At 61.0% G+C, this 25,789-nt stretch carries 27 protein-coding genes; 5 read left to right on the forward strand and 22 right to left on the reverse strand.

The window, feature by feature from the left end:
• Nucleotides 1–2: 2 nt before the first annotated feature.
• From DSOUD_RS01895 to DSOUD_RS01975, 18 genes are all read right to left on the reverse strand, one after another.
• Nucleotides 3–779: a class I SAM-dependent methyltransferase gene (locus tag DSOUD_RS01895; RefSeq protein ID WP_053549406.1), complete on the reverse strand. Its 777-nt coding sequence runs from the start codon at nt 777–779 to the stop codon at nt 3–5.
• A complete protein-coding gene (gene mdcG / locus DSOUD_RS01900; RefSeq protein ID WP_053549407.1) occupies nt 772–1,509 on the reverse strand; it encodes a malonate decarboxylase holo-[acyl-carrier-protein] synthase in 738 nt (245 codons plus the stop codon). Before mdcG ends, DSOUD_RS01895 begins: the two co-directional genes overlap by 8 nt.
• A gap of 36 nt (nt 1,510–1,545) precedes the next feature.
• The gene (locus DSOUD_RS01905; RefSeq protein ID WP_053549408.1) at nt 1,546–2,658 is read right to left on the reverse strand and encodes an acyl carrier protein; all 1,113 of its coding nucleotides are present in this window, start codon (nt 2,656–2,658) and stop codon (nt 1,546–1,548) included.
• 48 nt (nt 2,659–2,706) lie between these two features.
• Nucleotides 2,707–3,585, reverse strand: a complete 879-nt coding sequence (mdcE, locus tag DSOUD_RS01910) for a biotin-independent malonate decarboxylase subunit gamma (protein WP_053549409.1) — start codon at nt 3,583–3,585, stop codon at nt 2,707–2,709.
• A gap of 9 nt (nt 3,586–3,594) precedes the next feature.
• The gene (locus DSOUD_RS01915) at nt 3,595–4,560 is read right to left on the reverse strand and encodes a biotin-independent malonate decarboxylase subunit beta (protein ID WP_053549410.1); all 966 of its coding nucleotides are present in this window, start codon (nt 4,558–4,560) and stop codon (nt 3,595–3,597) included.
• Nucleotides 4,553–4,888: a malonate decarboxylase acyl carrier protein gene (gene mdcC, locus DSOUD_RS01920; protein WP_053549411.1), complete on the reverse strand. Its 336-nt coding sequence runs from the start codon at nt 4,886–4,888 to the stop codon at nt 4,553–4,555. Before mdcC (DSOUD_RS01920) ends, DSOUD_RS01915 begins: the two co-directional genes overlap by 8 nt.
• A gap of 19 nt (nt 4,889–4,907) precedes the next feature.
• The gene (gene mdcA / locus DSOUD_RS01925; RefSeq protein WP_053549412.1) at nt 4,908–6,572 is read right to left on the reverse strand and encodes a malonate decarboxylase subunit alpha; all 1,665 of its coding nucleotides are present in this window, start codon (nt 6,570–6,572) and stop codon (nt 4,908–4,910) included.
• Nucleotides 6,573–6,657: 85 nt separating this feature from the next.
• Nucleotides 6,658–7,866 (reverse strand): Na+-transporting malonate decarboxylase, carboxybiotin decarboxylase subunit, encoded by a 1,209-nt coding sequence (gene madB, locus DSOUD_RS01930; RefSeq protein WP_096335417.1) that lies wholly within the window; start codon nt 7,864–7,866, stop codon nt 6,658–6,660.
• A 2-nt stretch (nt 7,867–7,868) separates the two neighbouring features.
• Nucleotides 7,869–8,003 (reverse strand): hypothetical protein, encoded by a 135-nt coding sequence (locus DSOUD_RS18950; protein ID WP_269745862.1) that lies wholly within the window; start codon nt 8,001–8,003, stop codon nt 7,869–7,871.
• A 257-nt stretch (nt 8,004–8,260) separates the two neighbouring features.
• Nucleotides 8,261–8,800 carry a universal stress protein gene (locus DSOUD_RS01935; protein WP_053549414.1) on the reverse strand — a complete coding sequence of 180 codons (540 nt, stop codon included), beginning with the start codon at nt 8,798–8,800 and terminating at the stop codon, nt 8,261–8,263.
• Nucleotides 8,801–8,880: 80 nt separating this feature from the next.
• Entirely contained in the window at nt 8,881–9,579 is a 699-nt protein-coding gene (mdcE, locus tag DSOUD_RS01940) for a biotin-independent malonate decarboxylase subunit gamma (RefSeq protein ID WP_053549415.1), read from the reverse strand.
• Nucleotides 9,576–10,490, reverse strand: a complete 915-nt coding sequence (locus tag DSOUD_RS01945) for a biotin-independent malonate decarboxylase subunit beta (protein WP_053549416.1) — start codon at nt 10,488–10,490, stop codon at nt 9,576–9,578. The genes mdcE (DSOUD_RS01940) and DSOUD_RS01945 overlap by 4 nt, the downstream gene beginning before the upstream one ends.
• The gene (mdcC, locus tag DSOUD_RS01950) at nt 10,487–10,804 is read right to left on the reverse strand and encodes a malonate decarboxylase acyl carrier protein (protein WP_053549417.1); all 318 of its coding nucleotides are present in this window, start codon (nt 10,802–10,804) and stop codon (nt 10,487–10,489) included. The genes DSOUD_RS01945 and mdcC (DSOUD_RS01950) overlap by 4 nt, the downstream gene beginning before the upstream one ends.
• A 37-nt stretch (nt 10,805–10,841) precedes the next feature.
• Nucleotides 10,842–12,491, reverse strand: a complete 1,650-nt coding sequence (gene mdcA, locus DSOUD_RS01955; RefSeq protein WP_053549418.1) for a malonate decarboxylase subunit alpha — start codon at nt 12,489–12,491, stop codon at nt 10,842–10,844.
• The gene (locus DSOUD_RS01960; protein WP_053549419.1) at nt 12,492–13,838 is read right to left on the reverse strand and encodes a TRAP transporter large permease; all 1,347 of its coding nucleotides are present in this window, start codon (nt 13,836–13,838) and stop codon (nt 12,492–12,494) included.
• A gap of 2 nt (nt 13,839–13,840) precedes the next feature.
• Nucleotides 13,841–14,350 carry a TRAP transporter small permease subunit gene (locus DSOUD_RS01965; RefSeq protein ID WP_053549420.1) on the reverse strand — a complete coding sequence of 170 codons (510 nt, stop codon included), beginning with the start codon at nt 14,348–14,350 and terminating at the stop codon, nt 13,841–13,843.
• 56 nt (nt 14,351–14,406) lie between these two features.
• Nucleotides 14,407–15,432 carry a TRAP transporter substrate-binding protein DctP gene (gene dctP / locus DSOUD_RS01970; protein WP_053549421.1) on the reverse strand — a complete coding sequence of 342 codons (1,026 nt, stop codon included), beginning with the start codon at nt 15,430–15,432 and terminating at the stop codon, nt 14,407–14,409.
• Between the two features lie 58 nt (nt 15,433–15,490).
• Nucleotides 15,491–16,168, reverse strand: a complete 678-nt coding sequence (locus tag DSOUD_RS01975) for a GntR family transcriptional regulator (protein WP_096335418.1) — start codon at nt 16,166–16,168, stop codon at nt 15,491–15,493.
• A 440-nt stretch (nt 16,169–16,608) separates the two neighbouring features.
• On the opposite strand from DSOUD_RS01975, the gene DSOUD_RS01980 reads away from it, so the two are divergent.
• The 5 genes from DSOUD_RS01980 to DSOUD_RS02000 all read left to right on the forward strand — a co-directional run bounded on the left by DSOUD_RS01980 (nt 16,609) and on the right by DSOUD_RS02000 (nt 21,036).
• Nucleotides 16,609–17,616 carry a lytic murein transglycosylase gene (locus DSOUD_RS01980; RefSeq protein WP_053549422.1) on the forward strand — a complete coding sequence of 336 codons (1,008 nt, stop codon included), beginning with the start codon at nt 16,609–16,611 and terminating at the stop codon, nt 17,614–17,616.
• A 188-nt stretch (nt 17,617–17,804) separates the two neighbouring features.
• Entirely contained in the window at nt 17,805–19,175 is a 1,371-nt protein-coding gene (locus tag DSOUD_RS01985) for a DUF3300 domain-containing protein (protein WP_157671696.1), read from the forward strand.
• Nucleotides 19,176–19,289: 114 nt separating this feature from the next.
• Entirely contained in the window at nt 19,290–20,204 is a 915-nt protein-coding gene (locus DSOUD_RS01990) for a DUF2950 domain-containing protein (RefSeq protein ID WP_232426484.1), read from the forward strand.
• 32 nt (nt 20,205–20,236) lie between these two features.
• Nucleotides 20,237–20,515 (forward strand): hypothetical protein, encoded by a 279-nt coding sequence (locus tag DSOUD_RS01995; RefSeq protein WP_157671697.1) that lies wholly within the window; start codon nt 20,237–20,239, stop codon nt 20,513–20,515.
• 113 nt (nt 20,516–20,628) lie between these two features.
• Nucleotides 20,629–21,036 carry a C-GCAxxG-C-C family protein gene (locus tag DSOUD_RS02000; protein ID WP_053549426.1) on the forward strand — a complete coding sequence of 136 codons (408 nt, stop codon included), beginning with the start codon at nt 20,629–20,631 and terminating at the stop codon, nt 21,034–21,036.
• 117 nt (nt 21,037–21,153) lie between these two features.
• Here the strand turns inward: DSOUD_RS02000 and DSOUD_RS02005 are convergent, their stop codons facing one another.
• The 4 genes from DSOUD_RS02005 to DSOUD_RS02020 all read right to left on the reverse strand — a co-directional run bounded on the left by DSOUD_RS02005 (nt 21,154) and on the right by DSOUD_RS02020 (nt 25,769).
• Nucleotides 21,154–22,050, reverse strand: coding sequence for an AEC family transporter (locus DSOUD_RS02005; RefSeq protein WP_053549427.1), 897 nt, complete (start codon nt 22,048–22,050; stop codon nt 21,154–21,156).
• Nucleotides 22,051–22,476: 426 nt separating this feature from the next.
• Nucleotides 22,477–23,778, reverse strand: coding sequence for a (Fe-S)-binding protein (locus DSOUD_RS02010; RefSeq protein WP_053549428.1), 1,302 nt, complete (start codon nt 23,776–23,778; stop codon nt 22,477–22,479).
• Entirely contained in the window at nt 23,765–25,198 is a 1,434-nt protein-coding gene (locus DSOUD_RS02015) for an FAD-binding oxidoreductase (RefSeq protein ID WP_053549429.1), read from the reverse strand. The genes DSOUD_RS02010 and DSOUD_RS02015 overlap by 14 nt, the downstream gene beginning before the upstream one ends.
• A 61-nt stretch (nt 25,199–25,259) precedes the next feature.
• The gene (locus DSOUD_RS02020) at nt 25,260–25,769 is read right to left on the reverse strand and encodes a universal stress protein (RefSeq protein ID WP_053549430.1); all 510 of its coding nucleotides are present in this window, start codon (nt 25,767–25,769) and stop codon (nt 25,260–25,262) included.
• Between the last annotated feature and the right edge of the window lie 20 nt (nt 25,770–25,789).

Here is a 25,789-nt window from a genome sequence, read left to right on the forward strand (position 1 = left end):
TGTTATCCGTTCTCCGTTATACCGGATACGGCGGTGACAAGGATCCAGCTGTGGGTGAATCGGAGGTCGCCATCGGCTTCGTGCAATTGAATTCCCGCCTGGAGACCGGCTCGGGACAAGGCCCCCATGACCTCGCGGATCGGTTCGGTGCGTCCCGGCACCGAGACGATTCGCGCCCATTCGGAAAAGTTGCGCGGCTGTTGCCAATCTTCCTCCGCCGTCGATTCGAAGCCGCCGAAACGCAGGGCGGCCAGAAATTCCTCCCTTGAGAACATGTGCACATGCGTCGGATCGCGCAACTGTTCAAGGGCGTTATGCAGCCTCGATTCCGTCGGGTCCGGGGAGGAGAGGATATCCGCCGCGATCAACCTCCCCTGCGGGCGCAGGACACGGCGGCACTCGGCAAGAACCGCCTGGATATCGGTAAAATGGTGAAAGGACAGGCGGGTGACGATGACGTCGAACTCGGCGGCGCAAAAGGGGAGGGCCTCGGCGAAAGCCTCGCAAAAGGTCACGTTGGACCGGCCGGATTTCTCCAGACGCGCCCGGGCCAGGGCCAGCATTTCGGGGGTGGCGTCCAGGCAGACCAGTTCGGAGGCGAGCGGAGCGATGGCTTCGGCGACGATGCCGGGTCCGCAGGCGATCTCCAGAACCCGACCGGCCGGGGCCGGACCGAGGGCGGCGCCGATGCTTCGCAGGGTCCGGGCATCCTGAAACGCCGGCGCCGAAGCCATACGGGTGGCCTGACGGCCGAATTCTTCCTGGATCTGCTCAGCCATGGCCACCCCCTGTCATGGGCAGGCTGGTTGGCAACTCCTCCTGCGGCAGTTCCGTCCATAGCCTTTCCCGGGGAAAGAGGGCGACATCGGCGAGGCTTTTGCCGAGAACCGTCTGTCCCTCGCCGAAGAGTTCCTTCAGGTGCACCCCGTAGCCATTGGGCAGGTCGAGTTCGATGTCGATGCGCAGGGCAAAGTCCCTTTCGATGTCGGCGATTTTGCAGAGAAATTCAAAGAGCGCCTCCCGGGGGGCAGGCGCCACCAGGAGGTCCAGGTCCGAGTCCTGGTGGGTGCAGGGCAATCCCGTATAAAGCTCCGATGCGGCCGAACCCCAGACTCCGAGACAAAGACCTAAGGCCCGGGCCTCTCTCCTGGCCGCCGCAAGGGCCCCGGTGCATGGATTGCGGGGTGGGGGACCGGGCCATAACAGGAGTTCGTAGGGACTCGTTGTCGTCGCGATATCCTCCCGACGGACAAAGGCGGCGACCCGCAGACGCCCGTCTCGACCGGGGAGAGGGGCACTGAAGCCGACCGGGATCCAACCGGGGCGCAGGGGCCCCTCTTCCCGGCGGACCACGCCCGGGACCCGTGCCCCCGCCATTTCCGGCAGCAGAACGGGTGCATAGCGTTCCCTGAGCAGCGGTCCGTCGGGGGCGCTTCCCGCCAAATCGGCGAGAATGGCGTCTCGTCCGCTGTCGGTGATGTCCAGCAGGGTGTGCCGCTTCAGGTTCATGCTCTCCCTCGATCGTGAGTTTTTAAGCCGTGGCGTTCAGCGGGTCTTGTGCCAGGTCGGGTCTGTTTTGGCCGTCTGTTGCAGTTCGAGCTGGGCCTGGACCATGAGATCAAACATCCGGGTCTTCCCGGGTCCGGTGAAGACGGCCGCCACCTCCGGGCAACAGCCCCGCGCGCCAAGGGCCGGCACCAGCTCCAGGACGCTCTCCGGTGCACCGAGCTTCAGATCGGGCCGGACCTTCACGACCCGCCCCTTGATGCGCAGGATCGTCCTGGCAACGCGGCCCACCGTTTCTGCCGAACCGAGAGTGGTGGCACTGACATAGACTTCATATTCCGGATGGGTGCGCTGGCGGCGATAGGTGATGATTTCTCCTGCGGGCTGTCCGGCCACCCGGCAGACATGGCCGGAGGCGCTGATGGGAAAGCTGTCCCCCATCGGCAGTCCGCCCACCACAAGTTCGCTGAAATGCTCCTGGTGGGACGAGGGGATGAGGCCGATATCGTCGCGCAGCGGGATGCCGTCCAGGGTCAGCCAGCCGAATTCCTGGCAGCCGTAGAGATCGTGCACCTGCCAGCCAAAGGTTTCAGCGATCGGCAGGAGTTCCAGGTCGAGGGTCGTGCCGGCCGTGAAGAGGATCAGGTCGCGGGGGATCCGGTCTGCCAGCCCGAGGGTGCGGGCTTCTTCCAGCGAGGCGCGTATAAAACTGGATTCACCCAGGACAACGGCCGGCTTGTCCCTGCACAACGTCAGGATGAAGGCATCGCGGCTGGAGCGTTGGGGAAAGTTCCAGGTCAGGCCGAATTCGGTCAGGGCCGCCGTCGGAAAGACATTCACCAACGGCGCGTAGGAGACCAGGAGATGACTGCCGGGGGAGACCCCCGCCAGCCGGAAGGCCTTGAGGGACGCCCTGGCTCTTTCGGGGAGTTCGGCATGGGTGACGCCGACGATATTCTGGAAGGCGGTGGACCCGGTGGTGAAACTCACGAAGGCCAGATTGTAGGGAGTATGAATCTCCTCGATGACGTGCGCGGCCGTCGCGCCGGCAATCCCCTTGTCGGCGAGGGTGCGCCGGTCCACCGTTTCCAGGGTCGGCGCCGTAGCGAATTCATCCACCATGTCCGCAAGATTTTTCAACAGGTCCGACATGCCCCATCCTTTCCCAGCGTCCCGTTAGAGGAACCGAGCCCCAGCAGGTTAAGACAGATATCTTCCGGATACTGCGGCAAACTCGTCATCCATTGTCTGCATAACCTTGCGCCGGGTCAGACGGCTCCCTCTTTCGGCGGCCAGGAGACCCCGTCCCCAGGGACCGAGCTCCTCGTCCCTGCCGGCGAGTTTTTTCCCCCGCACTTCAGCGACATGGGCAATGACCCGCTCACGCATGGCTTCGATGCTGTCGATGAGCTCCTCCACACCGCCAAGCTGATAAAAGAAGTCCGGGCCGGCGGCAAAGACCGGGTTGTCCCTGGCCAGTTCCTGCAGCCACTCGATATCGAGCTTGGTGATGCGGGAAATGCTGGTGATCGGCATCACGTGGATCATGGTATGGAACTGGGGGCCGAGGGACAAGACATGGTCGGCCTGCAGGCCATGGCAGAGGAATCCGCCGGAGATGGCCCGCCCGACGACGATCGCCACGATCGGATGCCCCGCTTTGCGGGCTTCGGCCAGCGCCAGCTGGTAGGCACCGGTGGCCTTGTTCATGCCGAAGATCTCCTCCTGCTTGCCGGGGCCGTTGCCGGGGGTGTCGACGATCAGAAGGAGGGGGCGTTTTTCGGCCAGGGGCCGGTCGCGATCGGCCCTGATGCTGTGGTAGACAGCAAGGGCCATTTTATACCCCTCTTCCAGGCCGATGATGCCGGCGTAGACCACGGGGAATTTGGGATTGGCGGTCATGGCGTCGCTGGCAATGACCGTGCAGGCCTCGCCGTTGAGCGCGGCGGTGCCGATGACGGCGCTGGCGCCGAAATCCTCGTCGGTCACCCGCAGGTCACCGACTTCCCCCTCCCGGAAACTTTCGGGATCCACGATCATCTCTAGGGCGGCACGCCCCTGGCCGATCAGATCTTCCATGTTATCCCCCTAGCAGAGGTTCGTGAGGCGTTTGACCGTTTGCAGAAACTCGTCGAGTGGCATATCCGTCAGGTCGTCGGGATTTTCATTCCCCGCGGCTCTCCAGACATCCCTGGCGTCTTTCGGGGCGGTGGCGACACAAAGGTCAACCCACCTGAGCTGAGCCCGGATCTTTTCCAGGCTGCCGATACAGCTCAGGGCCGCTATCTCCGCATAGGGTTTGGCCAGGACTTTCTGCAGGGCGGCGCGGAAGGCGGCGATGGAGTCGGCCACCAGGAAATTGCAGTCGCCCATGATGTATTTATGCCTGCCGCCGGTGGTCCGGTAAACCAGGGCCCGGTCCGAGGCATCGAACTCGTCTTTCCCCAATTCTTCTTCGATGACCTCGGGGCCGGTCAGCCCGAGACGTCCGAACTGGCTCATGATAATCGCGTCGGTGGCCGCCGCCACGAAACCCATGCCGCCAAAACAACCGACCCGGCTGCCGATCAAGGAGACGATGGGCACCTTCCCCTTGCAGTCTTGAAACTGATCCATCAGTTCCGCGTGCGCCAGCAGACCCGCATTGGCTTCATGCAGCCGGACGCCGCCGGTTTCGAAGGAGATGACCACCGCCGGGCGCTTTGCCTCGGGGAGCTCCGGGTTGGCGGCCAGCATCCTGTCGTAGGCCTTGCGGGCCAGGCGCACAATGTTGACCAGCTTCGCTCCGTGCACTTCGCCGACGGATCCGCCGATAAAGCGCCCTTCCTGGGAAGCCACGAACAGGGGTTTTGTGCCGAGCAGGCCGACGCCGGTGACGATGCCGTCATCGAATTCCACCGCCTCGCCGAGCAGGGGGAGATGCGGACTGGAAAACCGGTGCCTGGGTCCGGCCAGTTCGGTGAAGGTGCCGGCATCCACCAGGCCGAGGGCGCGGGTGCGCGCGCTGCACTCGAGGAAACTGCGTTGCTGAAGGCTGTCCCATCGGCTAGACATCCCGATCCTCCCCGGATATTTCCGACAGCGCCTGGCGCAGTCGCAGCGAGACGACGACCGGAGTCGCGTTGTTGTCATTGATCTCAAGGACGGCGTTGGCCACTCCGGTGTCGTTGACAAATCGCTCCAGGACGCGCCGCCACACTTCGGCATAGCCGGTGACCGGGGTGACGATTTTCACCCTGACCGCACCGCAGAGGTCCCGGGGCTCCATGATGACTTCCATGTCACCGGAACCGACCACGCCGAAATGGAGGAAATCCGCGGGAAAGTCCCGGGGTTTTTCCGCTTTCAACTCAAAGATGAGTTCATGCAGCTGTTTTGCCATAATGCAGGACCTCCGGTTGCTACCAATTTCTGAACCGGGCGGGTGGATCGTAAAGCCCGCCGGACCAATCCACGAGTTCTCTGATGTTCTTGGCGGCCAGAAGCGAACGATTGGCCCGGCTCCGGTCGATGCCCAGGTCTTCGGGAGTCCGGATGATCCCCCTGTCCCGCAACGCCTGGGTTTGTGCCGGTTTGGCCGCCAGGCCCACTTCCGTATAGCCGGCGACAGCACGGATGGCCGCCATCCGCTCTTCGAGATTGCGGCATTTGTGCAGAAAGGCAATCCCCTCTTCGGTGAGGATGTGGGTCAGGTCATCGGCGTAAATCATCACCGGCGGCAGCGCCAGTTTGGCGTTTTTGGCCAGTTTCCAGGCATCGAGTTCGTCGACGAAGGAGGGGACCATCTTCTCCCCGAAACTCTCCAGCATCTGAACCACCAGGCGCTTGCCGCGAGGCATGGGTCCGAGGTACTCCTGCTGGGAAGTGAACTCCGCACCGCATTTGAGCCAGGCGTCGCTCGGGTGGCGACGACCCTTGGCGTCACAACCCATATTGGGGGCGCCCCCGAAACCGGCCACACGCGTCGCCGTGGCCGTGCTGCTGTTGCCGTACTTGTCGATCTGCAGGGTCCCGCCGATGAACAGGTCGCAGGCATAATGACCGGCGGTCTGGCTGAAGGCCCGGTTGGAACGCATAGTGCCGTCGGGACCGAGGAAAAAGACGTCTCCGCGGGCCTCGCAATATTTCTGCATGCCGAGTTCGCCGCCGAAACTATGGATCGATTCCACCCAGCCGCTCTCAATGGCCGGAATCAGGGTGGGGTGCGGATTCAGGGCAAACTGCGTACAGATTTTCCCCTTAAGGCCCAGTTCTTCTCCGTAGGTGGGGAGGATCAGTTCGATCGCCGCCGTGTTGAAGCCGATGCCGTGATTGAGGCGCTTGACGCCGTACTCACCGTAAATTCCCTTGATCGCCATCATCGCCATAAGCACCTGAGTATCGGTGATATTGGCCGGATCGCGGGTAAAGAGGGGCTCGAGGAAGAAGGGTTTCGGCGATTCGATGACGATGTCCACCCATTCGCCGGGGATATCCACCCGCGTGACTTTGTCCACCAGTTTGTTGACCTGGGCGATGACGATCCCCTGGCTGAATTTGGTGGCCTCGACGATGGCGGGCGTATCTTCGGTGTTGAACCCGGTGTAAAGGTTGCCGTCGGCATCCCCCTCATAGGCGCAGATCAGGGAGACGCGAGGCGTCAGGTCGATAAAGTAACGGGCGAAGAGTTCCAGATAGGTATGGATGGCGCCAAGTTCGAGTTTCCCCTGTTTGATGGCCTCGGCCAGGCGCCCTCCCATCGGTCCGCTGTAGGCGAAATCCAGTTTTTTGGCGATGCCGATCTCGAACAGGTCGAGGTGCACCGGCAGCGGCACGGCCGACTGCACCATATGCAGATCATGGATGCGCCGGGTATCGCATTTACTCAGCGCTTCGGCGAGAAAATCCGCCTGCTTCTGATTATTCCCTTCAATATTGACCCGATCGAAGGGGCGGATGACGGCTTCAAGGACCCGGGTGGTCTCTGCGGCCGCCACCACCTTGCCGTTGTGGATATAGGGCGTCGCACCGCTCATCCGTTCCAGATAATCGGTCTTCCGCGTGTCCCACCTTTTTGTTTCTTTCATTGCCGCTTTCCTTGTTTGAGACAAAGGATCAAGACCGACTCGGGCACTAAAACGGGATCGAATTATGAAACCGACGGACAGAACCTCAGGGGGTCAGCATGCCGATGGTGGAGATGAAAACCCCGGCGGCGATGGCCGATACGATGAGTCCGCTGAGGCTGGAGCCCATCGCTAAGGGCATGATCATGCAGTAGGGATTCTCTTCCATGGCAATCTTCTGGGCGATCTTGGCGGTCGTGGGCATGCAGGACACTCCGGCAATGCCGATGACCGGGTTGAAATTGCGTTTGGTGACCAGGTACATGATCCAACCGCCAAGGATGGCGCCCAGAGCCGAGATCGTCAGGGCGACAATGCCGAGGACGACGAGGATGCCCACCTTGGGGTTGAGAATGGTTTTGGCATCGCAAAGGACACCGAGAAGGAGCCCGAGAAAGAAGGTCCCGCCATAGAGGATGGTGCTTTCCAGCAGGGCGTGCAAAGGCTCGATTTCCGCCTCCTTGATCGCCATGCCGATGAAAAAGGACATGATCAACGGTGCCGCAACGGGGAGGAGCAGGCAGAGGACCGTGTTGATCACCAGGATGGAGATGAATTTCTTCTTTTTGGAGACGAAGCCCATTTCAAAATCGGTTTCAATGCCGCGATATCTGGCGGGGATAAGGAGCTTGACCAGGTAGGGATAGCCGACATAGGTCAGACTCAGGTAAAGGTAGGCGATGATGGAAATCGGAACGAAGAGGTCCTTGGCGAGCATCAGGGACGTGAAGAGGACCATGGGTCCGTCAGCCCCGCCGATGGTGGCCACAGCGGCCGCCTCTCCGGGCTGCAGCCCGAGCTTGAGCCCGATAACCAGGGTGGCGAATGTTCCCATTTCGGCGAAGATGGCCACGATGATGCAGGCCCAGGGACGCATGAGGAGAAAGCTGATGTCGCTCATGGCACCGATGCCCATAAAGACCAGGCAGGCCACCAGTCCGTTGCTGAAGGTGAAATTGTAGACCGGCTGAAGAAAGTTGACCTGCAGGAGGTTGATCAGGGTGTCGGGGTCGCTTGCCAGCGGATTGAGAATGATGTTTCCCGTGGCACCGCCGTCGAGAAAAAGGACGCCGCAATTGACGGCAATCATGCCGAGACCCATGGGGACCATGATCAGAGGTTCCAGAGTGCGTTTGAAACCGTAGTAGGCCAGGACCATGCCGAAAACAATCAAAACGACTCGGGAGATGGCAACGAGCGGTTCATCGACAAAGAAGGAGCCAATGCCCGGGAAAAGATGGATGAGTTGGTCCATGATCAGTCAGCCTCCTGCTCGTTGCCGGAATCGGATTTCCCCATCAGGCGGTTGATGACGACGATCAGCCCCACCACTGCCAGCGATATCAGGGCGGTGAGCCCGTAGGCCATTAAAGCGTAAGCGATGCTGTTCATTCGATTCACCCATTGAGTTGCAGATTTTCGGCCAGGGATGTCAAACGATACCCGCGGACACTGCCGTCATTCCGGTTTCTGAATATCGCCCAGTCTTTGTATACCAAAAAGTTATTCTTGTATACAACAAATATCGCCCAGGGAAATTTCCTTCGCTCCTTCCTCTCTGCCGGTTGAATTCTCGGGATTTCCGTTAGTTTCTCCGAGGAGGGCTGGCTTGTCAGGCCACCCGACCAATGGACGTCAACGGACTCCGGTCAAAATTCAATGATCTCCGGGGCTCCCGACTTGCTCGGCAGATCCGCGTACCCTTCGGGAATCCTGACCAGAAAGACGGGGATGGTGGATTTGTGCAGGACCTTGACCGCACAAGATCCGAGGAGCGCCCCCTGATCCATGGTTCTGCGGTGGGTCCCCATGACAATGACATCGGCGCCCACGCGCTGAGCGCACTGCAGAACGGCCTGGTCGGGTGTGGCCTCAATCACGTTGATGGTGCCGACATACTTGAATCCGTCGGGGTCATCGATAATTGCCGATCGGCACATCGCTTCCACCTGATTTTTAATCTCCCCCTTGACCCGTTCGCGGGCCTGGCGGTGAAATTCATCGGACTTTTTATCCCCCAGGTAGGTGTCGGCAATTCTTTGCGCCTGGGTGTTGAGGGGTGCCATGCCGCAGACGATTTCGATTTTGGCATCGTACTGCCGGGCAAGACTCAGGGCGTAACGAAAGACATAGGGGGCTCCAGTGCCCAGTCCGGTGGCATAAGCAATCGTTTTGATCTGTGGAATCACAGGCACCTCCTGAAATAAGTCGATTGTCGGTTAAGTCGCAGGGGTGGGTCATTTCTCCCCCGGACGATTCGGGACAATTTCTAGGCCGCGGTCACCAGGCGAGAGACCGGTCCGGCCAATTTTCTCCCCTGGCGGGCCAGTCCTTCCTCCCGTCGGCTGTCGCCGCCAGGGGGCCGATCGAGCGCCTTGTTCAACTGTTCGGCCAAGGGTCGGGTCCAGATTTCCTGGACTCCTCCGAGGCGAAAAAAACTTTCAACTCCCGGAGCAAAGGCCGGCGAAGACCCGCTCAACTCCTGCAAAAGTTCCAGGGGGAGTTTGGTAATCCGAGCCATAGCCGGCAGGTTCATCACCCGCACCCTGGCCTCGGGAAGGGCATGAATTTCATCGGCCATCAGTCCGAAGGAGAGAAAGCCCCCGCTGACCGCCTCGGCATAAACCAGGGTCAGAAGCCGGTGACCGTTCATTCTGGCCAATTCGAGGCATTTCACCAGATGGGCCAGGTAACCATTGATGCCGAGCAGTTCATCTTTTTTGCTCAGGCGCTGGCCTTGAGTGTCGACCAGCATCAGAATGGGGAGGCCAGGCCGGTCCCTGACAATTTCCAGGACGAAGTCGGCGAGGGCCAAGGCGGTCTCCACGCCCACCGCAAGATGGTCGGTGGTCCCCAGCACGGCCATTTCGCCTTTGGGGGTTGTGGCCAGGCCGGTGATCACTCCGTCCGCGGCCGTGACCGCATGGCCTGAGGGGAAAAGTTCGTTGAGCAATGCCGTGATGGTCATGATTCCCTCCGACAGACCCGGTTGGCCGCCTGCAGAAAACTCTCGATATCCAGCAGGGGTAATTGCGGCGGGTCGTCAAACCCGAGGTCGCCCCAGATTTCAGTGCTGTCCTGGCAGGCGCCATAACGTGTCAGACGGTGCTTGAGGGTCCGGTGTTCCTCTTCCAGTCCCGGCAATGACAAGGCCTGCACCGGTTGGGCGAGGGTCTCCGTCACCGCCTGGCGGTAGGCGGCAATATCGTCCTCCACCAGGCGTTGCACCTCCCCGAGCAGGTAACGGTGTTTGCCGCCCATCGTGCGCCAGACCAGGGCGCGGTCGCTGGCATCGAATTCCTCGACACCCATGGTGGTTTCGATCACATCCGGTCCGGACAACCCGAGACGACCTTCTTCATTAATGATCAGGCTGTCACAGCATCGCGCCACGATCCCCATGCCTCCGAAGCAGCCGTAGACTCCGCCGATCAGGCCGATGACCGCAATCCCGGCCCCCCGGGCGGCAAGCAGAGCGCGGATGATCTCGGAAATAGCGATCAGTCCGGCATTGGCCTCGTGGAGGCGCACCCCGCCGGATTCAAGAAGCAGCAGAACGGCCGACGGTTTTTCCTTGGCCGCCAGTTCCAGCAGGCCGGTCAGCTTGGCGCCATGGACCTCTCCGACCGACCCGCCCATGAAGCCGCCTTCCTGGCTGGCGATCAGGACCGGGTTGCCGTTCAAACGGCCGCGGCCGATGACGATACCGTCATCAAAGGCGCAGGGCTGTCCGAGGGACTCGAGGTGAGGGCTGGTGAGGCGCTCGGCCGGGCCGAGAATTTCCACAAAGCTGTCGGCGTCCAGCAATCGGGCGATACGACCCCGGGCGTTGGCTTCATAATAGCTGTGGCCCCGTCTCAGGCCGGACAGGTCGCTCATGACGTCCTCCCCTGGTACTCTTCCACGGCCTGATCCAGGCGCAGGCTGACCACCGCCGGTGAAGCTCCTCCGTCATTGATGGAGATCCTCAGGTTGGCCAGATCATGGCGGGCCGCAAAATCCTCCAGGACGGCCTGCCAGATCGTGCCAAAACCCCGGGCGGAGGTGCTCACCGTGATCTGGCAGCAGCCGTTGAAGTCAGCGTGTTCAACCATGACTTCGAGATTCCCCGAGGAGACAACCCCGACCAGGACTACGGGACGCCCGATTCTCCCCTGCGCCGAGGCTTGAAATTCGAACTTCAGATGTTCCATTGCGAGTCCTTTTTTAAGCAATCACCGGCTTGTCCGCCTACCAGTTGCGAAAACGTTGCGGTGGCTGGTAAAGCCCACCGGACCAGTGGACAAGTTCCTTGATGGATCGGGCGGCCAGGAGGTCGCGGGTGGCCAGGCGTTTATCGATTCCGAGGTCCTCCGGGCGTTGGATAATCCCCCGGTCCCGCAGATTTTCGACCATGCCGCGCGACCGTTTCTGGCCGACGGGAGTATATCCGGCCACCCCGCGGATCGCTTCATTGCGCTCTTCGAGAGTCCGGCAGAGGAGGAGGTTGGCAATCCCCTCCTCGGTGACAATGTGGCTGACATCGTCGCCATAGACCATCACCGGCGGGAGGTCCATGCCGGTTTTCTCCATGACCTCCCAGGCATCGAGCCGTTCGACAAAGGTCGGCTGCATCTGCTCGCGGAAGGTTTCCACCATCTGTACAACCAGTTTCCGACCCCGCGGCATCGCTGCCGGCCGCTCCTGGGCCTGTCGGCCAGCCTTGAGCCAGGCCGGCTGGCCATGCCTTCGGCCGCGGGCATCGGAGCCGAGGTTGGGCGCGCCGCCGAAACCGGTAATTCTGTCGAGGGTCACCGTCGAACTGTTGCCGTCGAGATCCATCTGCAGAGTCGAGCCGATGAACAGGTCGCAGGCATAGTGGCCTGCCACATGACTCAGGCCGCGGTTGGTCCGCTGGCTGCCGTCGGAACCGGTGAAGAAGACGTCGGGACGCGCGCTGACGTAAGCTTCCATCCCCAACTCGGAACCGGGCGAATAGACGCTCTGCACGAAACCCGCTTCGATGGCCGGGATCAGGGTCGGATGGGGATTGAGCATCCAGTGCCGGCAGATTTTCCCCTTCAGACCCAGACTCTCCGCATAGGTCGGCAGCAGGAGTTCGATGGCCGCCGCATCGAAGCCGACGCCATGGTTCAGGCGATTGATCCCGTATTCGGCGTAGATCCCCTTGATGGCCATCATCGCCATCAGGATCTTGATCTCGCCGATCTGGGCCGGATCGCGGGTGAAGAGGGGCTCGATGAAGTGGGGGGTGGGTGCCTCGACGATATAATCGATCCAGTCCGCCGGGATGTCGACGCGCGGCAACTTGTCGACGATCTGGTTGACCTGGGCGATGACGATGCCGCTTTTGAACGCCGTCGCTTCGACGATGGTCGGGGTGTCCTCGGTGTTGGGCCCGGTGTAGAGATTCCCCTCGCGGTCGGCGCTGTGGGCGACGATGAGCGCAACCTGCGGCGTCAGGTCGATGAAGTAGCGTCCGAAGAGCTCGAGATAGGTGTGGATGGCGCCGATCTGGATCTTCCCCTCCGCCACCAGCTGCGCCATGCGCGTCCCGACCGGCCCGGAAAAACTGAAGTCGACCTGCCGGGCAATGCCCCGCTCGAAGAGTTCGATATGTTCCGGCAGGGCGATGACCGATTGCACCATGTGCAGGTCATGCACTCGCTCCGGATTCACCCGGGACAGACACCGCGCCAGGAAATCCGCCTGCTTCTGGTTGTCTCCCTCCAAACAGACCCGGTCTCCCGGCTCGAGTATGGCTTCGAGCAGCGCCGTCACGGCATCGGCCGGCACCACTTTGCCGCGGCATATTTCGCCGGCCCGCTTCAGACGTCGGCGGCGGCTGTCGGCCTGCGTGGTCCATGATCGCGGGTTCATCTATCCTCCCTTATACAGCAGCTTGGGGAGCCACATCGCGACGTCCGGAAAGACGGCGAGCACGACGATGAACAGACCCATGATGATAATGAAAGGCAGGACACCCCAGGTGATCTCCTTGAAGGTGATGTCCGGAGCGATGCCGTTGATGACAAAGAGGTTGAGTCCGACCGGCGGGGTGATGAGGCCGAGTTCCATGTTGATGGTCAGCATGATCCCAAACCAGATGGGGTCGAACCCGTGGGCCAGAATCCCCGGCATGATGACCGGCGTCACCATCAGAATGATCGCCACAGGCGGCAGGAAAAATCCGAGCACCAGCAGCAGGATGTTCACCCAGAAGAGGAAGACCCACTTGGACATGTCCAGCGAGACCATCCATTCGGCGGCACTCTGAGTGATGTGCAGGTAGCTCATGACATAGGTGAACAAAAAAGCCATGGCAATGATCACCATGATCATGCAGCTCTCGCGGGCCGTCCCGCTGAGGATCACCTTGATATCCTCCCAGCGGTAGACGCCGTAGATCGCCACGACCATGACCAGGGCCGCCAAGGCGCCGACTCCGGCCACTTCCGAAGGGGTGGCGAAGCCGCCGTACATGGCCACCATCACCAGAACGATAAGAATCAGAAACGGCGCCAGACGCGGCAGGGTTTCCCAGCGCTGCTTCCAGGTGAAACTCTCCTCCTGCAGCAATTCGCGGCTTATGCTCCCTTCGTCAGAGGTCAAGGCGAACTTTTTCTCTTTCTGGATGGCGTAGATGACGTAAAAGCCGAAGAAGAGCGTCAGCAGGACCCCGGGGATGATCCCGGCAATGAATAACTGGCCGATGGAGACCTCGACAATGACGCCGTAGATGATCAGCGTGACGCTCGGCGGGATCAGGATGCCGAGGGTGCCGCCGGCGGCAATCAGTCCCGAAGCCAGCCCCGACGAATACCCGCGTTTGCGCATCTCCGGGATCCCCATGCCGCCGATGGCGGCGCAGGTCGCCGGGCTCGAACCGCACATGGCGGCGAAGACCGAACAACCGATGACATTGGCGACGCCGAGGCCCCCGGGGAGTTTGTACATCCAGCGATGCGCCGATCCGTATAGGTCTTCGGCGGCGCGGGTCTTGCCGATGGCGGCCCCCATCAGGATGAACAGGGGGATGGCCAGCAGGGTGAAATTGTCCAGTTCCGAAAAGAGGATTTCCGGGATCATCTGGATATTCATGGCAGGCATGAAGATCAGCATGAACGCTACGGCTACCCCGCCGAGGGCGAAAGCGATCGGCATGCCGCTGAACAGCAGGATCAACGTTGTCGCCGCATACAAGAGGCCTTGTTCGAAAACACCCATGCTCATTCTCCCTTTTCCAGCGAAACCAGGTGCTCGTCAATGATCTGGATCAGGCACTGGACGCTAAGAGATGTCAGGCCAAAGGCCATGAAGAAGTAGGGAATCCAGAGCTTCGGGGCCCAGGGCGATTCGGTGACCCACCCTTGATCCCAGACCATATAGAAGAATTTCCAGGTGTAATAACTGACGAAGCTGCAAAAAATCAGAGAGGCCAGGTCAGCGACCAGGTAGCGCCAGCGGTTCCAGCGTGCCGACATGATGCTGTCCAACATCCCGATGCCGACGTGGCCGCGCTTGATCTGAGTATAAGCCGCAGCGAGGAAGGTCGAGGCCACCAGCATAAAGATGTTGAATTCGAGGCTCCAACTCGTCGGTGCATTGAAAAAGTAACGGACGACGACTTCGTAGGTCAGAGCCATAGTACAGATGATAATCATGACCGCGGAGAGGTATCCCATCAGGGTATTGACCTGCCCCACCGCGCGGCTGAAACCACGCCAGCATGTCTTCATTTCGCCTTCTCCCGAAAAAAGCGCCGCCCCGACTGCGGGGCGGCGCTGTCATTATTCTATTTGACGGATTCCGCCATTTCTATGAGCTGTTTGCCGTTCTTGACTTTTTCCTCGAAGGATTTCCAGGCGCTGGCTTTGGCTATTTTGCGCCATTGTTGGAAGGCCGCTTCGTCCATGTCGTGCACGGTCGCGCCTCCGGCGGCATAGGCCTTGGCGACTTCTTCGTCGTCCTTTTTGGCCTCGGCGATGGCGAAGGATTCCATGGAGGCCCCGACCTCGATTACGATCTTCTGTTGTTCCGGCGTCAGGCTGTTGAAGGTGGCCGTCGAAATCAGCAGCGGCTCGAACATGTACCAGAAGCTCTTGTCCCGTGCTGTGGTGACATGTTTGGCCTGCTCATACAAACGGAAGCTGACCAACGATCCGCTCGAGGTGACGGCGGAATCCAGCACTCCCTGCTGCAGGCCGTTGTAGACCTCGTTCGAGGGGATGCTGGTGATCGCCCCGCCGGCGGCGGCAAGCATCTCGTCCATCGCCTTGCCCGCGCCACGGGTTTTAAGTCCCTTGACATCGTCCGGGACGATGATCGGCTTGTCCTTCGAAACGATTCCGCCGGCCTGCCAGACCCAGGTCAGGATCTTCACGCCTTTTTCTTCAACGATCCGGGTCAGTTCCTTGCCGATCGGGGCAGTCTTCCAGGCCGCACCTTGTTCGTAGCTGGTAATGAGGGCCGGCATGAGGGTGATGTTGGTTTCCGGAATCTGACCACCGGAATAGGCCAGCGGGTACAGGGACATATCCAGCGATCCCATGGACATGGCATTGAACTGTTGCTTGGATTTCACCAGCGAACCTGAGGGGTAAATTTCAAACTTCAATTCGCCGTTGGTCCGCTTCTCAACCTCCTGGGCGAATTTCCGGCAGAGGCGATCGCGAAAATCCCCCTCATCGATGGTTCCGCCCGGGAACTGGTGGGAAATCTTGATCGTCTTGGTTTCAGCAAAGGCCGGAGTCGTAACATTGAGGCCCATCACCGTGAACGCCGCCAGCAGAAATCCAAGTACTAAATATCTGTAGCCCATGACATCATCCCTTTCTGTTTTGTGTGATCGCAAAAACCGGCATCGGCGATACCGGCACCTATACGGCCTTGTTCTTTTTCTCCCTGTCAAAAATGATCAGGGCGGCATGCTGATTCACCAGATGATCGTGCATGATTTTTTCAGCCGCCGCAGGGTTGCGGTTCTGAAAGGCGGCCAGCAGCATGCGGTGCTCGGAGAGAGACTCCTGTAACCGTCCCGGCAGTTGCAGCTGCCGCCCTCGGAGTAATTTCAGAAATTTCCGCAAATCATTGATGACTCGCTCCAGCCAGTAATTGCCCGCGAGCTTTTGCACCAGTTCGTGGCACAGACAGTTTTGCTCGAAATATTTATCGACATCGTTCGCCGCCGCGTATTTTTCAAGCTTCTTGTGTAATTCCTCCACCCGCCTTATGTCTGCTGGTTTGGCCTTTTTGACCGCTTCATAGGCACAGCGCCCCTCCAGCAAAGCCATTAAGGGAAAAAGTTCATCGATGTCCTGTTCCTTGAGCTCGGCGACAAAGCAGCCACGTCGCGGTTCGAGAACAACGAGGCGCTCTGCATGGAGAACCTTGAGGGCTTCGCGCATCGGCGTGCGGCTGATCCCGTATTCGGCAGCCAAAGCCTGTTCGTCGATCGCATCGCCAGGTTTCAGGTCCTGGGTATAGATTCGCTCCCTGAGGCGTGCGGCAACTTCCTGGTAAAGAGCTGGCGAGGCAATCTGAATGTTTTTACTCATAGGAGATCCCGGATGAAGTGAATGGTTTGATGGCGTAATTCATAATTATGAATTACTGTAATCCAAATTAAACAGAAGGGAATCGCCCTGTCAAGAAAATAATAACATTGTTTTATAATTACTCTATCTGGATATTATTATTCGATTAAAAAAGGCGTTTTATCAAATAGTTATCTCATATAAAGGTGTTTATGTTGTTTTTAATGACCAAGGAAATTGGGAATCCCGGGGGAAGGTGGGTTGAACGGACGAAAACAAAATACTCCAATAATAGGGAATTCACCGCACCCTCAGCGTATTCCACGGTTCTCCGGAGCCGAAAAGTTGCGTCAACTCTGACAGTTGACAGAAATTAGTTACACTAAGGAGAAGGTCTGCGATCGCACCCCGCCCTTAGCCTTTCATCAATCTCCCCGCGCCGGAATCGGAGGGCCCATCCCATGAGTATTCTCGGTCCGATCATCACCTGTATTTGCCTCCTGTCGGCCAGCGGCGCTCCGGCTTTGGGGGCGGAAAGCAGTTTTGCCGTCTGGCTGGACGAGCTCCGGACGGAAGCCATTTCCTCCGGAATCTCGCCAGAAACCGTGGAGGCGGCGCTAACCGATATCGAAGAACCGCTGCCGCGAGTCATCGAACTCGATCGCACCCAGCCGGAGTCGACGCAGACTCTGGAAGACTATGTCGCCGACCGGGTCAACGAGAAGCGGATCGTCAACGGGTCCAGGATGTTGAGCCGCTATCCGACCTGGCTCGGCCGGGTGGAACGAAAGTACGGCGTCAGGAGGCGCTTCATCGTCGCCTTGTGGGGGATCGAGAGCAGCTACGGCGAACACGCCGGAGGCTATCCTGTGATCCGTTCCCTGGTCACCCTGGCCCACGACGGGCGGCGCAGCGCCTATTTCCGCCGGGAACTCCTCGATGCCCTGCGCATTCTCGATGCCGGACATATCTCCCTCAAGGATCTGAAGGGCTCCTGGGCCGGGGCCATGGGACAATGCCAGTTCATGCCTTCTTCTTTTCTTCGCTATGCCGTCGATGCCGACGGCGACGGTCGCATCGACATCTGGAGTTCTGTTCCGGACGTACTGGCCTCGACGGCCAATTATCTCGCCCGGGTCGGGTGGCAGGACGGCCTGACCTGGGGGCGTCCCGTTCTCGTGCCGGAGAGATTCGACCTTAACCTGACCGGGCTGGAAAAAAGTCTCCCCCTTAGGGGTTGGCAGGCCCTCGGGGTGCGGCGCCAAAACGGAAAGGCCCTGCCGCGGCGCGATCTCGACGCCTCGCTGATCCTCCCCGAGGGTCCCGGCGGACCGGCGTACCTTGTATATGCCAATTTCCGGGCCCTTCTGGCCTGGAACCGTTCCAAGGCCTTTGCCGTTGCGGTCGGGACGCTTTCCGACCGGCTGGCGGCGCAACAGGAGAAGGGCAAGCCTTCGTCCCGCCGCTGAAGAGTCACCACTGTTTTTTTCGGAATCGGCAGGTCCTCCATGAACGGGAAGCGATTTCCCTATTTCTTCCCCATTTCATCCTTATTTCGGGGTTATTGTTGTTTTCAGCAACAGCAGTGACTTTTCTTCCGCCACTGAAATCGGGGATCGAAAACATGGGGAGCAGCACCGGCATTCAGGAGGTCGTCATGAGGAAAAACACCCTCTTCAAACGGATCATCGGACTTTTCGTCAGCCCTCTTCTCGCTCTCTGCCTCTTCTTTCCGGCGCCGCAAGCGCTGGCCCAGGACGGTTATGTTCAGGAATACGGCGACCAGGAGCCGTCCGGACAGTACAGCCGCGAGGAGCTTGCCCAGATGCTGGCGCCCATCGCCCTCTATCCGGACGCTCTTCTCTCTCAGATCCTGATGGCCTCGACCTACCCCATTGAAGTCATCGAGGCTGACCGCTGGGTCAACCGGAATCAGGGACTCAAAGGGGAGGCTCTGGACGATGCGCTCCTGAGCCGGGACTGGGATCCCAGCGTCAAGGCGCTCTGTCATTTCCCCTCCGTTCTGGCACTGATGAGCGAACATATCACCGAGACCACCCATCTCGGCAACGCCTTTCTCGCCCAGGAGGGGGAGGTCATGGGGATGGTCCAGGAACTGCGGGGTCAGGCCCTGGCCCAGGGGCATCTGGCGACGACCTCGGAGCAGAAGGTCATCGTCGAAAGGGAGACGATCATCATCGAGCCGGCCGCCCCCAGGGTGATCTACGTGCCGTACTATGATCCCTATTATGTCTATGGTTCCTGGTGGTATCCCGACTACCCCCCCTATTACTGGGGGCCCACAGGCGTGAGCCTCGGAGTCGGGATCAATTACTGGCCCGGCACCTACTTCAGTTTCACCTTCGGCTCCTGGAGCTATTTCGATTGGCCCCGCCGCATTATTTATGTCGATGTGCACAAGCGGCCAAGATATGTCAGGCACGACCGGTGGATTACCAGGACCGACCGCTGGCACCATGCCCCCGATCATCGGCGCGGTGTCGCCTACCGCGATAAGAGCACCGCCCGAAAATATGGTCAGTACCCCGGACATTCGAGGGATTTCGGCCGCGACCGCCGTGGTTTTCCCGAACAAGGCGATCGGGTGAGAAGCAGGGACGGAGGGCTCGACCGGGCGAGGTCCGAGCGGGAAAGGGGGGGGAATGATCGGGCGAGAGTCGAGCGTGACCGGCAGGAAGGGCCACGGGTGCAGAATCCGCCGTCTAAACGGTCTCCGGCAGTCAAGGTCGAGCGTCAGGAGCGGGCCGTCAAGACTGACCGTGACCGCTCTGAGCGCGACCGTGATCAGAGCAAGGTGCAGGAACGAACAAAAAAGGTCACTGGCGACCGCCAGGAGGTCGAACGGACCAGGGTCGAACGGCAAACGCCCCGCCGCGACAACGTTTTCGACCGCGTCGGGGAGGGGAGGAGGGAACGAGACTCGAGCGAACGCGGACGGACCAGCCGACAAGGCCGGACTGCCGATGACCGGGATGGTCGTGGGAAGAGAAGCGGCAGTGACGACTAGGGACGCAGGGGTCGGTGATCCGAAAAAACCATAAACCTCACTCCCTTTCAGCCGAAGGAGGCGCAAATGATAGGACGGCAAGCATCCCTTTTCAAAACGTTAGGGTGGATCCCCTTGCTCTCGATCCTGCTCATGCTCATGATCGCTCCCGCTCTGGCCGGCGAGGGTGCGGGTCAGAAACGTTTTGACTCTCCGCAGCAGGCGGCGGATGCCCTGGCTGCGGCGACCCGGAACAATGACGATGCCGAATTGCTGGCTCTTTTCGGCCCCGAAGCCGAGGATCTTGTTTCCTCCGGCGACCCGGTCGCCGATCAATACGGCCGATCACGTTTTTTGCAGGCATACACGGAGAAGCACAGGCTCGAAACGGTGGCGGAAGGGAAGGCGGTGCTTTTCGTCGGCAGCAAGGATTATCCTTTCCCGATCCCCGTTGTTGCTCGGGGGGAGGCCTGGCTTTTTGATACCGAGGCCGGAAAGGAGGAAATCCTCAACCGGCGGATCGGCAGAAACGAGCTGCACACCCTCGAGGTGATGCAGGCCTATACAGACGCCCAGCGGGAGTATGCCTGCATGAAGCTCAACGGCGGCACCCAGGAGTTCGCCCAGAAGCTCTCCAGCAGCCAGGGGAAGAAGGATGGGCTCTATTGGCCGGCCGCGGAGGGGGAAAAAGAGAGTCCTTTCGGCCCCCTCATCGCCAGGGCGATTGCCAAGGGGTATGAGGGCGTTCTGGAAAAAGACCCTCCGGAACCCTTTCAGGGCTACTATTTCAAGATTCTCCAGGGGCAGGGGCCGCATGCCGACGGGGGGGCTTTCGATTATGTCGCCGACGGCAAGATGGTCCTCGGCTTCGCCCTGGTCGCCTATCCGGCCAAGTACGGGGCTTCGGGGATTATGACCTTCATCGTTAACCAGGCCGGGGTGATCTATGAAAAAGATCTCGGGGAAGGGACAGCCGAAGCAGCCGGCGCCCTGACCGTCTTTGATCCCGACGAGACCTGGGCAAGGCATGAAAAACCCGCCGCGCCCTGACTGGCGATCCGAGGGAGGAAGCCTTTGTCCGGGTGCCGGACCTGATAGGAGAGGCGATGGAAGAGGAGGAGATCACCGAGCGGTACAACAGGGAAACGGGTCTCATCGAAATCCGTTGCCGCCGGTGTGAAAACGCCGAGGATCTGCCGACGAGAAGACGGAAGAGGCACGAATACGCCCTCTTTCTGCCGGAATGGATCGAAGCGACAAAGCCTCGCCGATTCGCCCGCGGCTCGGGGGGAAACTGCACCCAGAGGGGGCTTGTGATGCAAAACGAGCTGGTTTGCCTCGAGTGCGGCAATATGAGCTGAGGTGCGTCCAGTACCGGGAAGGCTCTTGACGCCTGGGCTGGGAGCGGTTACCATGGCCCCTGGACATTTCATTAGATTCCCACCCCGAACTCCATTTTCCTCCGCGAGAAATCATGCTGGCCAGGATATTCAGAATCAAGCGCGCCGAAGCGTTCGACGAATCGGCGGCAGAAAAGGCCGGACGGCTCTTTGCCGGCGGGAAGAACTGCACCCAGGCGGTGCTGCAGGCGACCACGGGGATCGACGATCCGCAGCTGATGGCGGTTGCCGAAGCCTTCGGCGGCGGCATCGGCGGCAGCAAGTGCCTGTGCGGCGCCATCTCCGGCGGCGTCATGGCTCTCGGGCTGCGGGGAGAAGGTAAAAAGAGCGCCGCCCTGGTGGCAGCCTTCAAGGAGCGCAACCGGGCGACCTGCTGCAGCGCCCTCTCCCGTGATTTCAAGTGGAAGAGCCGCGAACATCTGACCAATTGTCGGCGCATCACCGAAGAAACCGCCGGAATCGTCGCCGGCCTCCTCATTTAGGACACTGGCCGCCAGAACCACCTCCGGTTTATGTCGAAAAAACAGCCGCCTCTCCCGATGGAGAGGCGGCCTTTTTTTTCGTAGCCAGTCTTCTGGAGACAGTCCTTGGGGCGGGCGCTACAGCAAGAGATAAAGGATCGGCAGGGTCGCAAAGGAGGCGATGATCCCGACCCCCACCAGGGCGATGGCCAGCTCGCTCTCCATTCCCGCCACCACCGCCAGGGCGCCGGCGGTCACCATCGGCGGCATGCCGGCCTCGAAGACGGCAATGTCGACGGCCAGGCCGTTCATCCCCAGCAGGCGGCAGACGACCAGCGCCGCCAGGGGGGCGATGAGCAATTTGATAAAGAGCCCATAGCTCAAGGGGGCAAAGACGCTGGGATTGAGCCGCCAGCGCAACTGCAGGCCGATGGCGGTCATAACCAGGGGCGTCAGGCTCAGGGAGACGCCGTGGAGGGCCGAAGCGATCGCTTCGGGATAGGGCCAGGGGCGCAGCGCCAGGCCGACCACCGCGGCAATGGTCGGCGGGAAGGTCAGCGCCCGGCGGGCGACGGAGGAGATTTTAAGGGTCCCCTCCCTGCCGTACATGGCGAGGATCAGCGAGCCGTAGAGGGAGAAGATCAGCATGGTGCCGATCTGGTCGTAGACGATCAGGTAGGGAATGCCGGCCGACCCGAAAAAGGCATTGACCATCGGCACCCCCATGAAGGAGGTGTTGCCGACCGGCACGACGAGGAGCAGCACACCGGTCTTGGCGCGACTCCAGCCGAACTGCCGCGATGCCAACAGGATCAGGACCACGGAAAGAAGGAGCATCCCCCAGGGGACGACTGCCGCCACGAGCGCCTCCTTCCCCAGTTCGAGTTGGGGCATCTTGAGGAGGATCAGCGCCGGCAGTGAAACGTAGAGGGCGAACATGTTGAGCACCTGCGCCGATTCCTTGGGGAACGCCTCCAGCCTTCGAAAGAGGAGGCCGAGCCCGACAAAAACTCCGATCAGGATCAAATTGGTCATAACACTCCAGGGCGGTCGGTGGGGGCCGGTTCCAGGGAATTATTGTTTTTCGGGGGGAGAAGGAAGAAGGAAGAAGGAAGATGACACCAGAAAAGTCTTCAAAATCAGGAGTCCTCTCCGGCTCTCAGCTCTCTCAAGTCTCTCCGTTGAAAATGAATGTTCACAGGCGGACAAGTGTCACGCCGAGCACCGGAAAAGTCAAGGGGGACGAAGCCAAGAGCCCGGTTCCACAAAGGGAAGCCGGGCTTTTCATCTTTACAGAAAAAGATTTTCGTCGCGTCGTCGCGTCGTCGCGTGAAACCCGCCCTTGGTTTTTCCCAAGGTCATGGCAGGCGACCCTTTCAGGGGGTGACCGCTCACCAAAAAATCAGGACCTTTGCCTCACGCGACGCCGCGACGACGCAACGCTTTTAGGGCAGAAGAACTCTAGTCGGGGGTCGCCTCGCCGAGAAGTTCAATGATGTGCATGACCTTCGTGTCGAGGCCGGCCTTTTTGACCCCCCAGGCGAGCTGCAGCTGGCAGCCGGGGTTGCCGCTGACGAGGATTTCAGCGCCAGTCTCGACGACGTTGGAGAGCTTGCGGTCGAGTATCTTCTGGCTCTCTTCGGTGAACTTGAGGCCGAAGGTCGCCGCCGAGCCGCAGCACCAGCTCGCTTCCTTCATTTCGCGGAAGTCGATTCCGGGAATCGCCCGAATCACCTTTCGCGGCTGGGCGCTGATCCCCTGGGCGTGGCAGAGGTGGCAGGGCTCGTGGTAGGTGACCGAGGCGTTGACCGGCTTGAGCCCCTCGCTGCGCACCCCGACTTCGGCCAGGAGTTCGGAGACGTCGCGGATCTTGGCGCGGAAGGCGGCAAGTTTGCCGTGGTCAGCGCGCCCCTCGAGCATCTCCTCGTATTCCTTGAGGGCGCTGCCGCAGCCGGCGCAGTCGGTGACGATGTAGTCGAAGTCCTGCGCCAGAAAAAGCTCGAGATTGTGCAGCATGAGGGCGCGGGCGGTGTCGCGGTCCCCCTCGGTGAGGTGGGGGGCGCCGCAGCACTTCTGGTCCCTGGGGGTGACGACTTCGAACCCCTGGTGGGCCAACACCTTCACCGTCTGCCGGGCGACCTCGGCGTACATCAGGCTCATGACGCAGCCGAGAAAGTAGCCGACCCGGCCGCGCCTGGCGCCGCCGGCGGGGATGACCTCGGGGAGTTGCAGGCGCAGCGGCTTGTGCAGCTCGGGGATCATCCCCTCGGCCTTCTCCATCCACTTCGGCGCGAGTTTGAGGGCGCCGCTGTGGCGGAGGAGCCACTGGATGCCGAGTTTCTGGTAGATGCGGGCCGGGATCATCGCCGTCTCGAGGAGCTCGGGAGAGGGGAGCATCTTTTCGAGAATGAAGGAACGGAAGGCCTTCTGCATCCCCTCCAGGGGGTAGATGCTCTGAACCTGGGCGCGACAGGTCTCCATGATCTCCCCGGCGTGCACACCCGAGGGGCAGGCGGTGGTGCAGGCGCGACAGTCGAGGCAGAAAAAGGCCTCTTCTTTTATCGCCGGGGTGAACTCGAGTTTCTGCTCGGCCACCGCCCGGGCCAGGGCGACGCGGCCGCGGGGGCTGGAGCGTTCCCGCCCGGTGAGGGCGTAGGTCGGACAGGTCGGCAGGCAGAAGCCGCAGCGCATGCACTGGATGATCGATTCGTAGCTCGGCGCATCTTTCGGTGCGAAATTGCCCAGGGGCTTATCGGGAGACACGGAAGCCCTCCTCTACGTTGACCCTGGCGCCGGGCCCCTCGTCGTCGAAGATCTTGCCGGGGTTGAAGATCCCTTCGGGGTCGAAGGCGGCCTTGATCCGTTTCATGACGGCGATGCCGCCGTCGCCGACCTGCTGCCTGAGGTACCCCTTCTTGGCCAGGCCGATGCCGTGCTCGCCGGAGACGGTGCCGCCGATGGAAAGAACCATGTCGTAGAGTTCGGCGAAGAAGGCGTGGGCCCGCTCCATCTCGTCGTGGTCGCGCTCGTCGCAGAGGACCGTCGGGTGCAGGTTGCCGTCGCCGGCGTGGCCGAAGGTGCCGACCTTGAGGCGGTACTTTTCGGTGAGGCGCTCGATTTCGGCAAAGGTTTCGGCGAGGCGCGAGCGGGGGACGGTGGCGTCTTCGAGAAGGGTGGTGGGGGAAACCCGGGCCAGGGCCGACAGCGCCGTGCGGCGGGCGGCGGCGAGATTGGCGGCCTCGGCGGCGTCCTTGGCGACGTGAATCTCGGCGGCCCTGACCTCCCTGAGAATCGCCTCGACGGCGGCGGCTTCTTCGGCGACGACGACAGGATGGCCGTCGACCTCGATGAGGAGGAGGGCGGCCATGGACCGGGGGAGGCCGATGGCGGCGTAGTCCTCGACGCAGTTGATGGTCATTTTGTCCATGATTTCCAGCGTCGCCGGGATGATCTTGGCGGCGATGATTTTCGACACCGCCTCTCCGGCGGTGCGAATGTCGTCGAAGTAGGCGAGGAGGGTGCGTTTGTCCTGCGGCGGCGGGATGAGTTTGACGGTGACCTCGGTGATGAAGGCCAGGGTCCCCTCGCTGCCGACGAGGAGGTCGCGGAAGGAGTAGCCGGCCACGTCCTTGACCGCCTTGCCGCCGGTCCTGATGATCGAGCCGTCGGCGAGAATGGCCGTCAGCGCCATGACGTAGTCGCGGGTGACGCCGTACTTGAGCCCGCGCAGGCCGCCGGCGTTTTCGGCGACGTTGCCGGCGAGGGTCGAGGTCTTCTGCGATCCGGGATCGGGGGGGTAGAAGAGCCCCTTGGCGGCGACGGCGTTGAAGAGATCGAGGGTGACGACCCCGGCCTGGACCGTGGCGGTGAGGTTCTCCTCGTCGATTTCGAGGATTTTGTCCATGCGCGAGATGCACAGGACCATCCCCCCTTCGGCGGGGACGGACCCTCCCGAGAGGCCGGTGCCGGTGCCGCGGGGGACGATGGGGAGCCCTTCGCGGCGGGCGATCTCGATGGCCGCCTGCACCCCTTCGGTGCTGGTGGGGAAGACGGCGACCTCCGGGAGGTGGTGGACCCCCGGGGTGGCATCGTAGCCGTAGACGAGAAGGTCTTCCTTTTCGTGGTAGACGTTTTCCTTCCCCAACCTTTCGATCAGGTGCTCGATGGCGGTCTGTGAAATCATGGCGTCCTTGGCTTCCTGAATATGTTCGGGGGCTACGGCATGGGGTGAGGGGCAAGAGGGCTTAAAAACCTTCTTCCCTGTACCCTTCGGGAATGCGCACTACCAGCACCGGCCGTCCGGTGCCGTGGAGGACCTTGCTGGTGGTGTTGCCGAGAACGGCTTCGCCGAGGACCGTGTGGCGGTGCGATCCCATGACGATGAGGTCGGCGTCGATCTCCTCGGCCACGGCGAGAACGACCTGGGCCGGCTGCCCCTCGACGATACGGATATCGCTCACTCCGCACCCCTCGGGCCCATCGCCGTTCTCCTCCTTTTCGCAGAGGGCGCGGATACGGCGGCGCAGGTTCTCCTTCACCGCTTCCCGTCCCTTTTTGTGCATTTCTTCCGACATGGCGTGGGAGATGTGCAGCTCCACCAGGCTCTGGGCGAAGGGAGAGAGCGGTTCGATGCCGCTGACGGCGACGATTTCCGCCTTGTGCAGGCGGGCCAGGGCCAGGGCGTAGCGAAAGACGTACGGGGCGGCGGGGCCGAGGCCGGTGGCGTAAACGATTTTTCTGATTTTCGGCAACATGAGTTCACTCCGCAGTCATA

It is taken from the genome of Desulfuromonas soudanensis, from assembly GCF_001278055.1.
Classification (GTDB): Bacteria; Desulfobacterota; Desulfuromonadia; order Desulfuromonadales; family WTL; genus Deferrimonas; species Deferrimonas soudanensis.

Excerpts from the sequence above, each read along its gene's own strand:
- mdcC (WP_053549417.1), bottom strand. The coding sequence starts at position 10,804 with ATGGAACATCTGAAGTTCGAATTTCAAGCCTCGGCGCAGGGGAGAATC.
- DSOUD_RS01895 (WP_053549406.1), bottom strand. The coding sequence starts at position 779 with ATGGCTGAGCAGATCCAGGAAGAATTCGGCCGTCAGGCCACCCGTATG.
- mdcA (WP_053549412.1), bottom strand. The coding sequence starts at position 6,572 with ATGAAAGAAACAAAAAGGTGGGACACGCGGAAGACCGATTATCTGGAA.
- DSOUD_RS01980 (WP_053549422.1), top strand. The coding sequence starts at position 16,609 with ATGAGTATTCTCGGTCCGATCATCACCTGTATTTGCCTCCTGTCGGCC.
- mdcE (WP_053549415.1), bottom strand. The coding sequence starts at position 9,579 with ATGACCATCACGGCATTGCTCAACGAACTTTTCCCCTCAGGCCATGCG.
- dctP (WP_053549421.1), bottom strand. The coding sequence starts at position 15,432 with ATGGGCTACAGATATTTAGTACTTGGATTTCTGCTGGCGGCGTTCACG.
- DSOUD_RS01945 (WP_053549416.1), bottom strand. The coding sequence starts at position 10,490 with ATGAGCGACCTGTCCGGCCTGAGACGGGGCCACAGCTATTATGAAGCC.
- DSOUD_RS01965 (WP_053549420.1), bottom strand. The coding sequence starts at position 14,350 with ATGAAGACATGCTGGCGTGGTTTCAGCCGCGCGGTGGGGCAGGTCAAT.
- madB (WP_096335417.1), bottom strand. The coding sequence starts at position 7,866 with ATGGACCAACTCATCCATCTTTTCCCGGGCATTGGCTCCTTCTTTGTC.
- DSOUD_RS01985 (WP_157671696.1), top strand. The coding sequence starts at position 17,805 with ATGAGGAAAAACACCCTCTTCAAACGGATCATCGGACTTTTCGTCAGC.
- DSOUD_RS01915 (WP_053549410.1), bottom strand. The coding sequence starts at position 4,560 with ATGTCTAGCCGATGGGACAGCCTTCAGCAACGCAGTTTCCTCGAGTGC.
- mdcA (WP_053549418.1), bottom strand. The coding sequence starts at position 12,491 with ATGAACCCGCGATCATGGACCACGCAGGCCGACAGCCGCCGCCGACGT.
- mdcG (WP_053549407.1), bottom strand. The coding sequence starts at position 1,509 with ATGAACCTGAAGCGGCACACCCTGCTGGACATCACCGACAGCGGACGA.
- DSOUD_RS01960 (WP_053549419.1), bottom strand. The coding sequence starts at position 13,838 with ATGGGTGTTTTCGAACAAGGCCTCTTGTATGCGGCGACAACGTTGATC.
- mdcC (WP_053549411.1), bottom strand. The coding sequence starts at position 4,888 with ATGGCAAAACAGCTGCATGAACTCATCTTTGAGTTGAAAGCGGAAAAA.
- DSOUD_RS02005 (WP_053549427.1), bottom strand. The coding sequence starts at position 22,050 with ATGACCAATTTGATCCTGATCGGAGTTTTTGTCGGGCTCGGCCTCCTC.
- DSOUD_RS02020 (WP_053549430.1), bottom strand. The coding sequence starts at position 25,769 with ATGTTGCCGAAAATCAGAAAAATCGTTTACGCCACCGGCCTCGGCCCC.
- mdcE (WP_053549409.1), bottom strand. The coding sequence starts at position 3,585 with ATGGAAGATCTGATCGGCCAGGGGCGTGCCGCCCTAGAGATGATCGTG.
- DSOUD_RS02000 (WP_053549426.1), top strand. The coding sequence starts at position 20,629 with ATGCTGGCCAGGATATTCAGAATCAAGCGCGCCGAAGCGTTCGACGAA.
- DSOUD_RS01975 (WP_096335418.1), bottom strand. The coding sequence starts at position 16,168 with ATGAGTAAAAACATTCAGATTGCCTCGCCAGCTCTTTACCAGGAAGTT.
- DSOUD_RS02015 (WP_053549429.1), bottom strand. The coding sequence starts at position 25,198 with ATGATTTCACAGACCGCCATCGAGCACCTGATCGAAAGGTTGGGGAAG.
- DSOUD_RS18950 (WP_269745862.1), bottom strand. The coding sequence starts at position 8,003 with ATGAACAGCATCGCTTACGCTTTAATGGCCTACGGGCTCACCGCCCTG.
- DSOUD_RS01905 (WP_053549408.1), bottom strand. The coding sequence starts at position 2,658 with ATGTCGGACCTGTTGAAAAATCTTGCGGACATGGTGGATGAATTCGCT.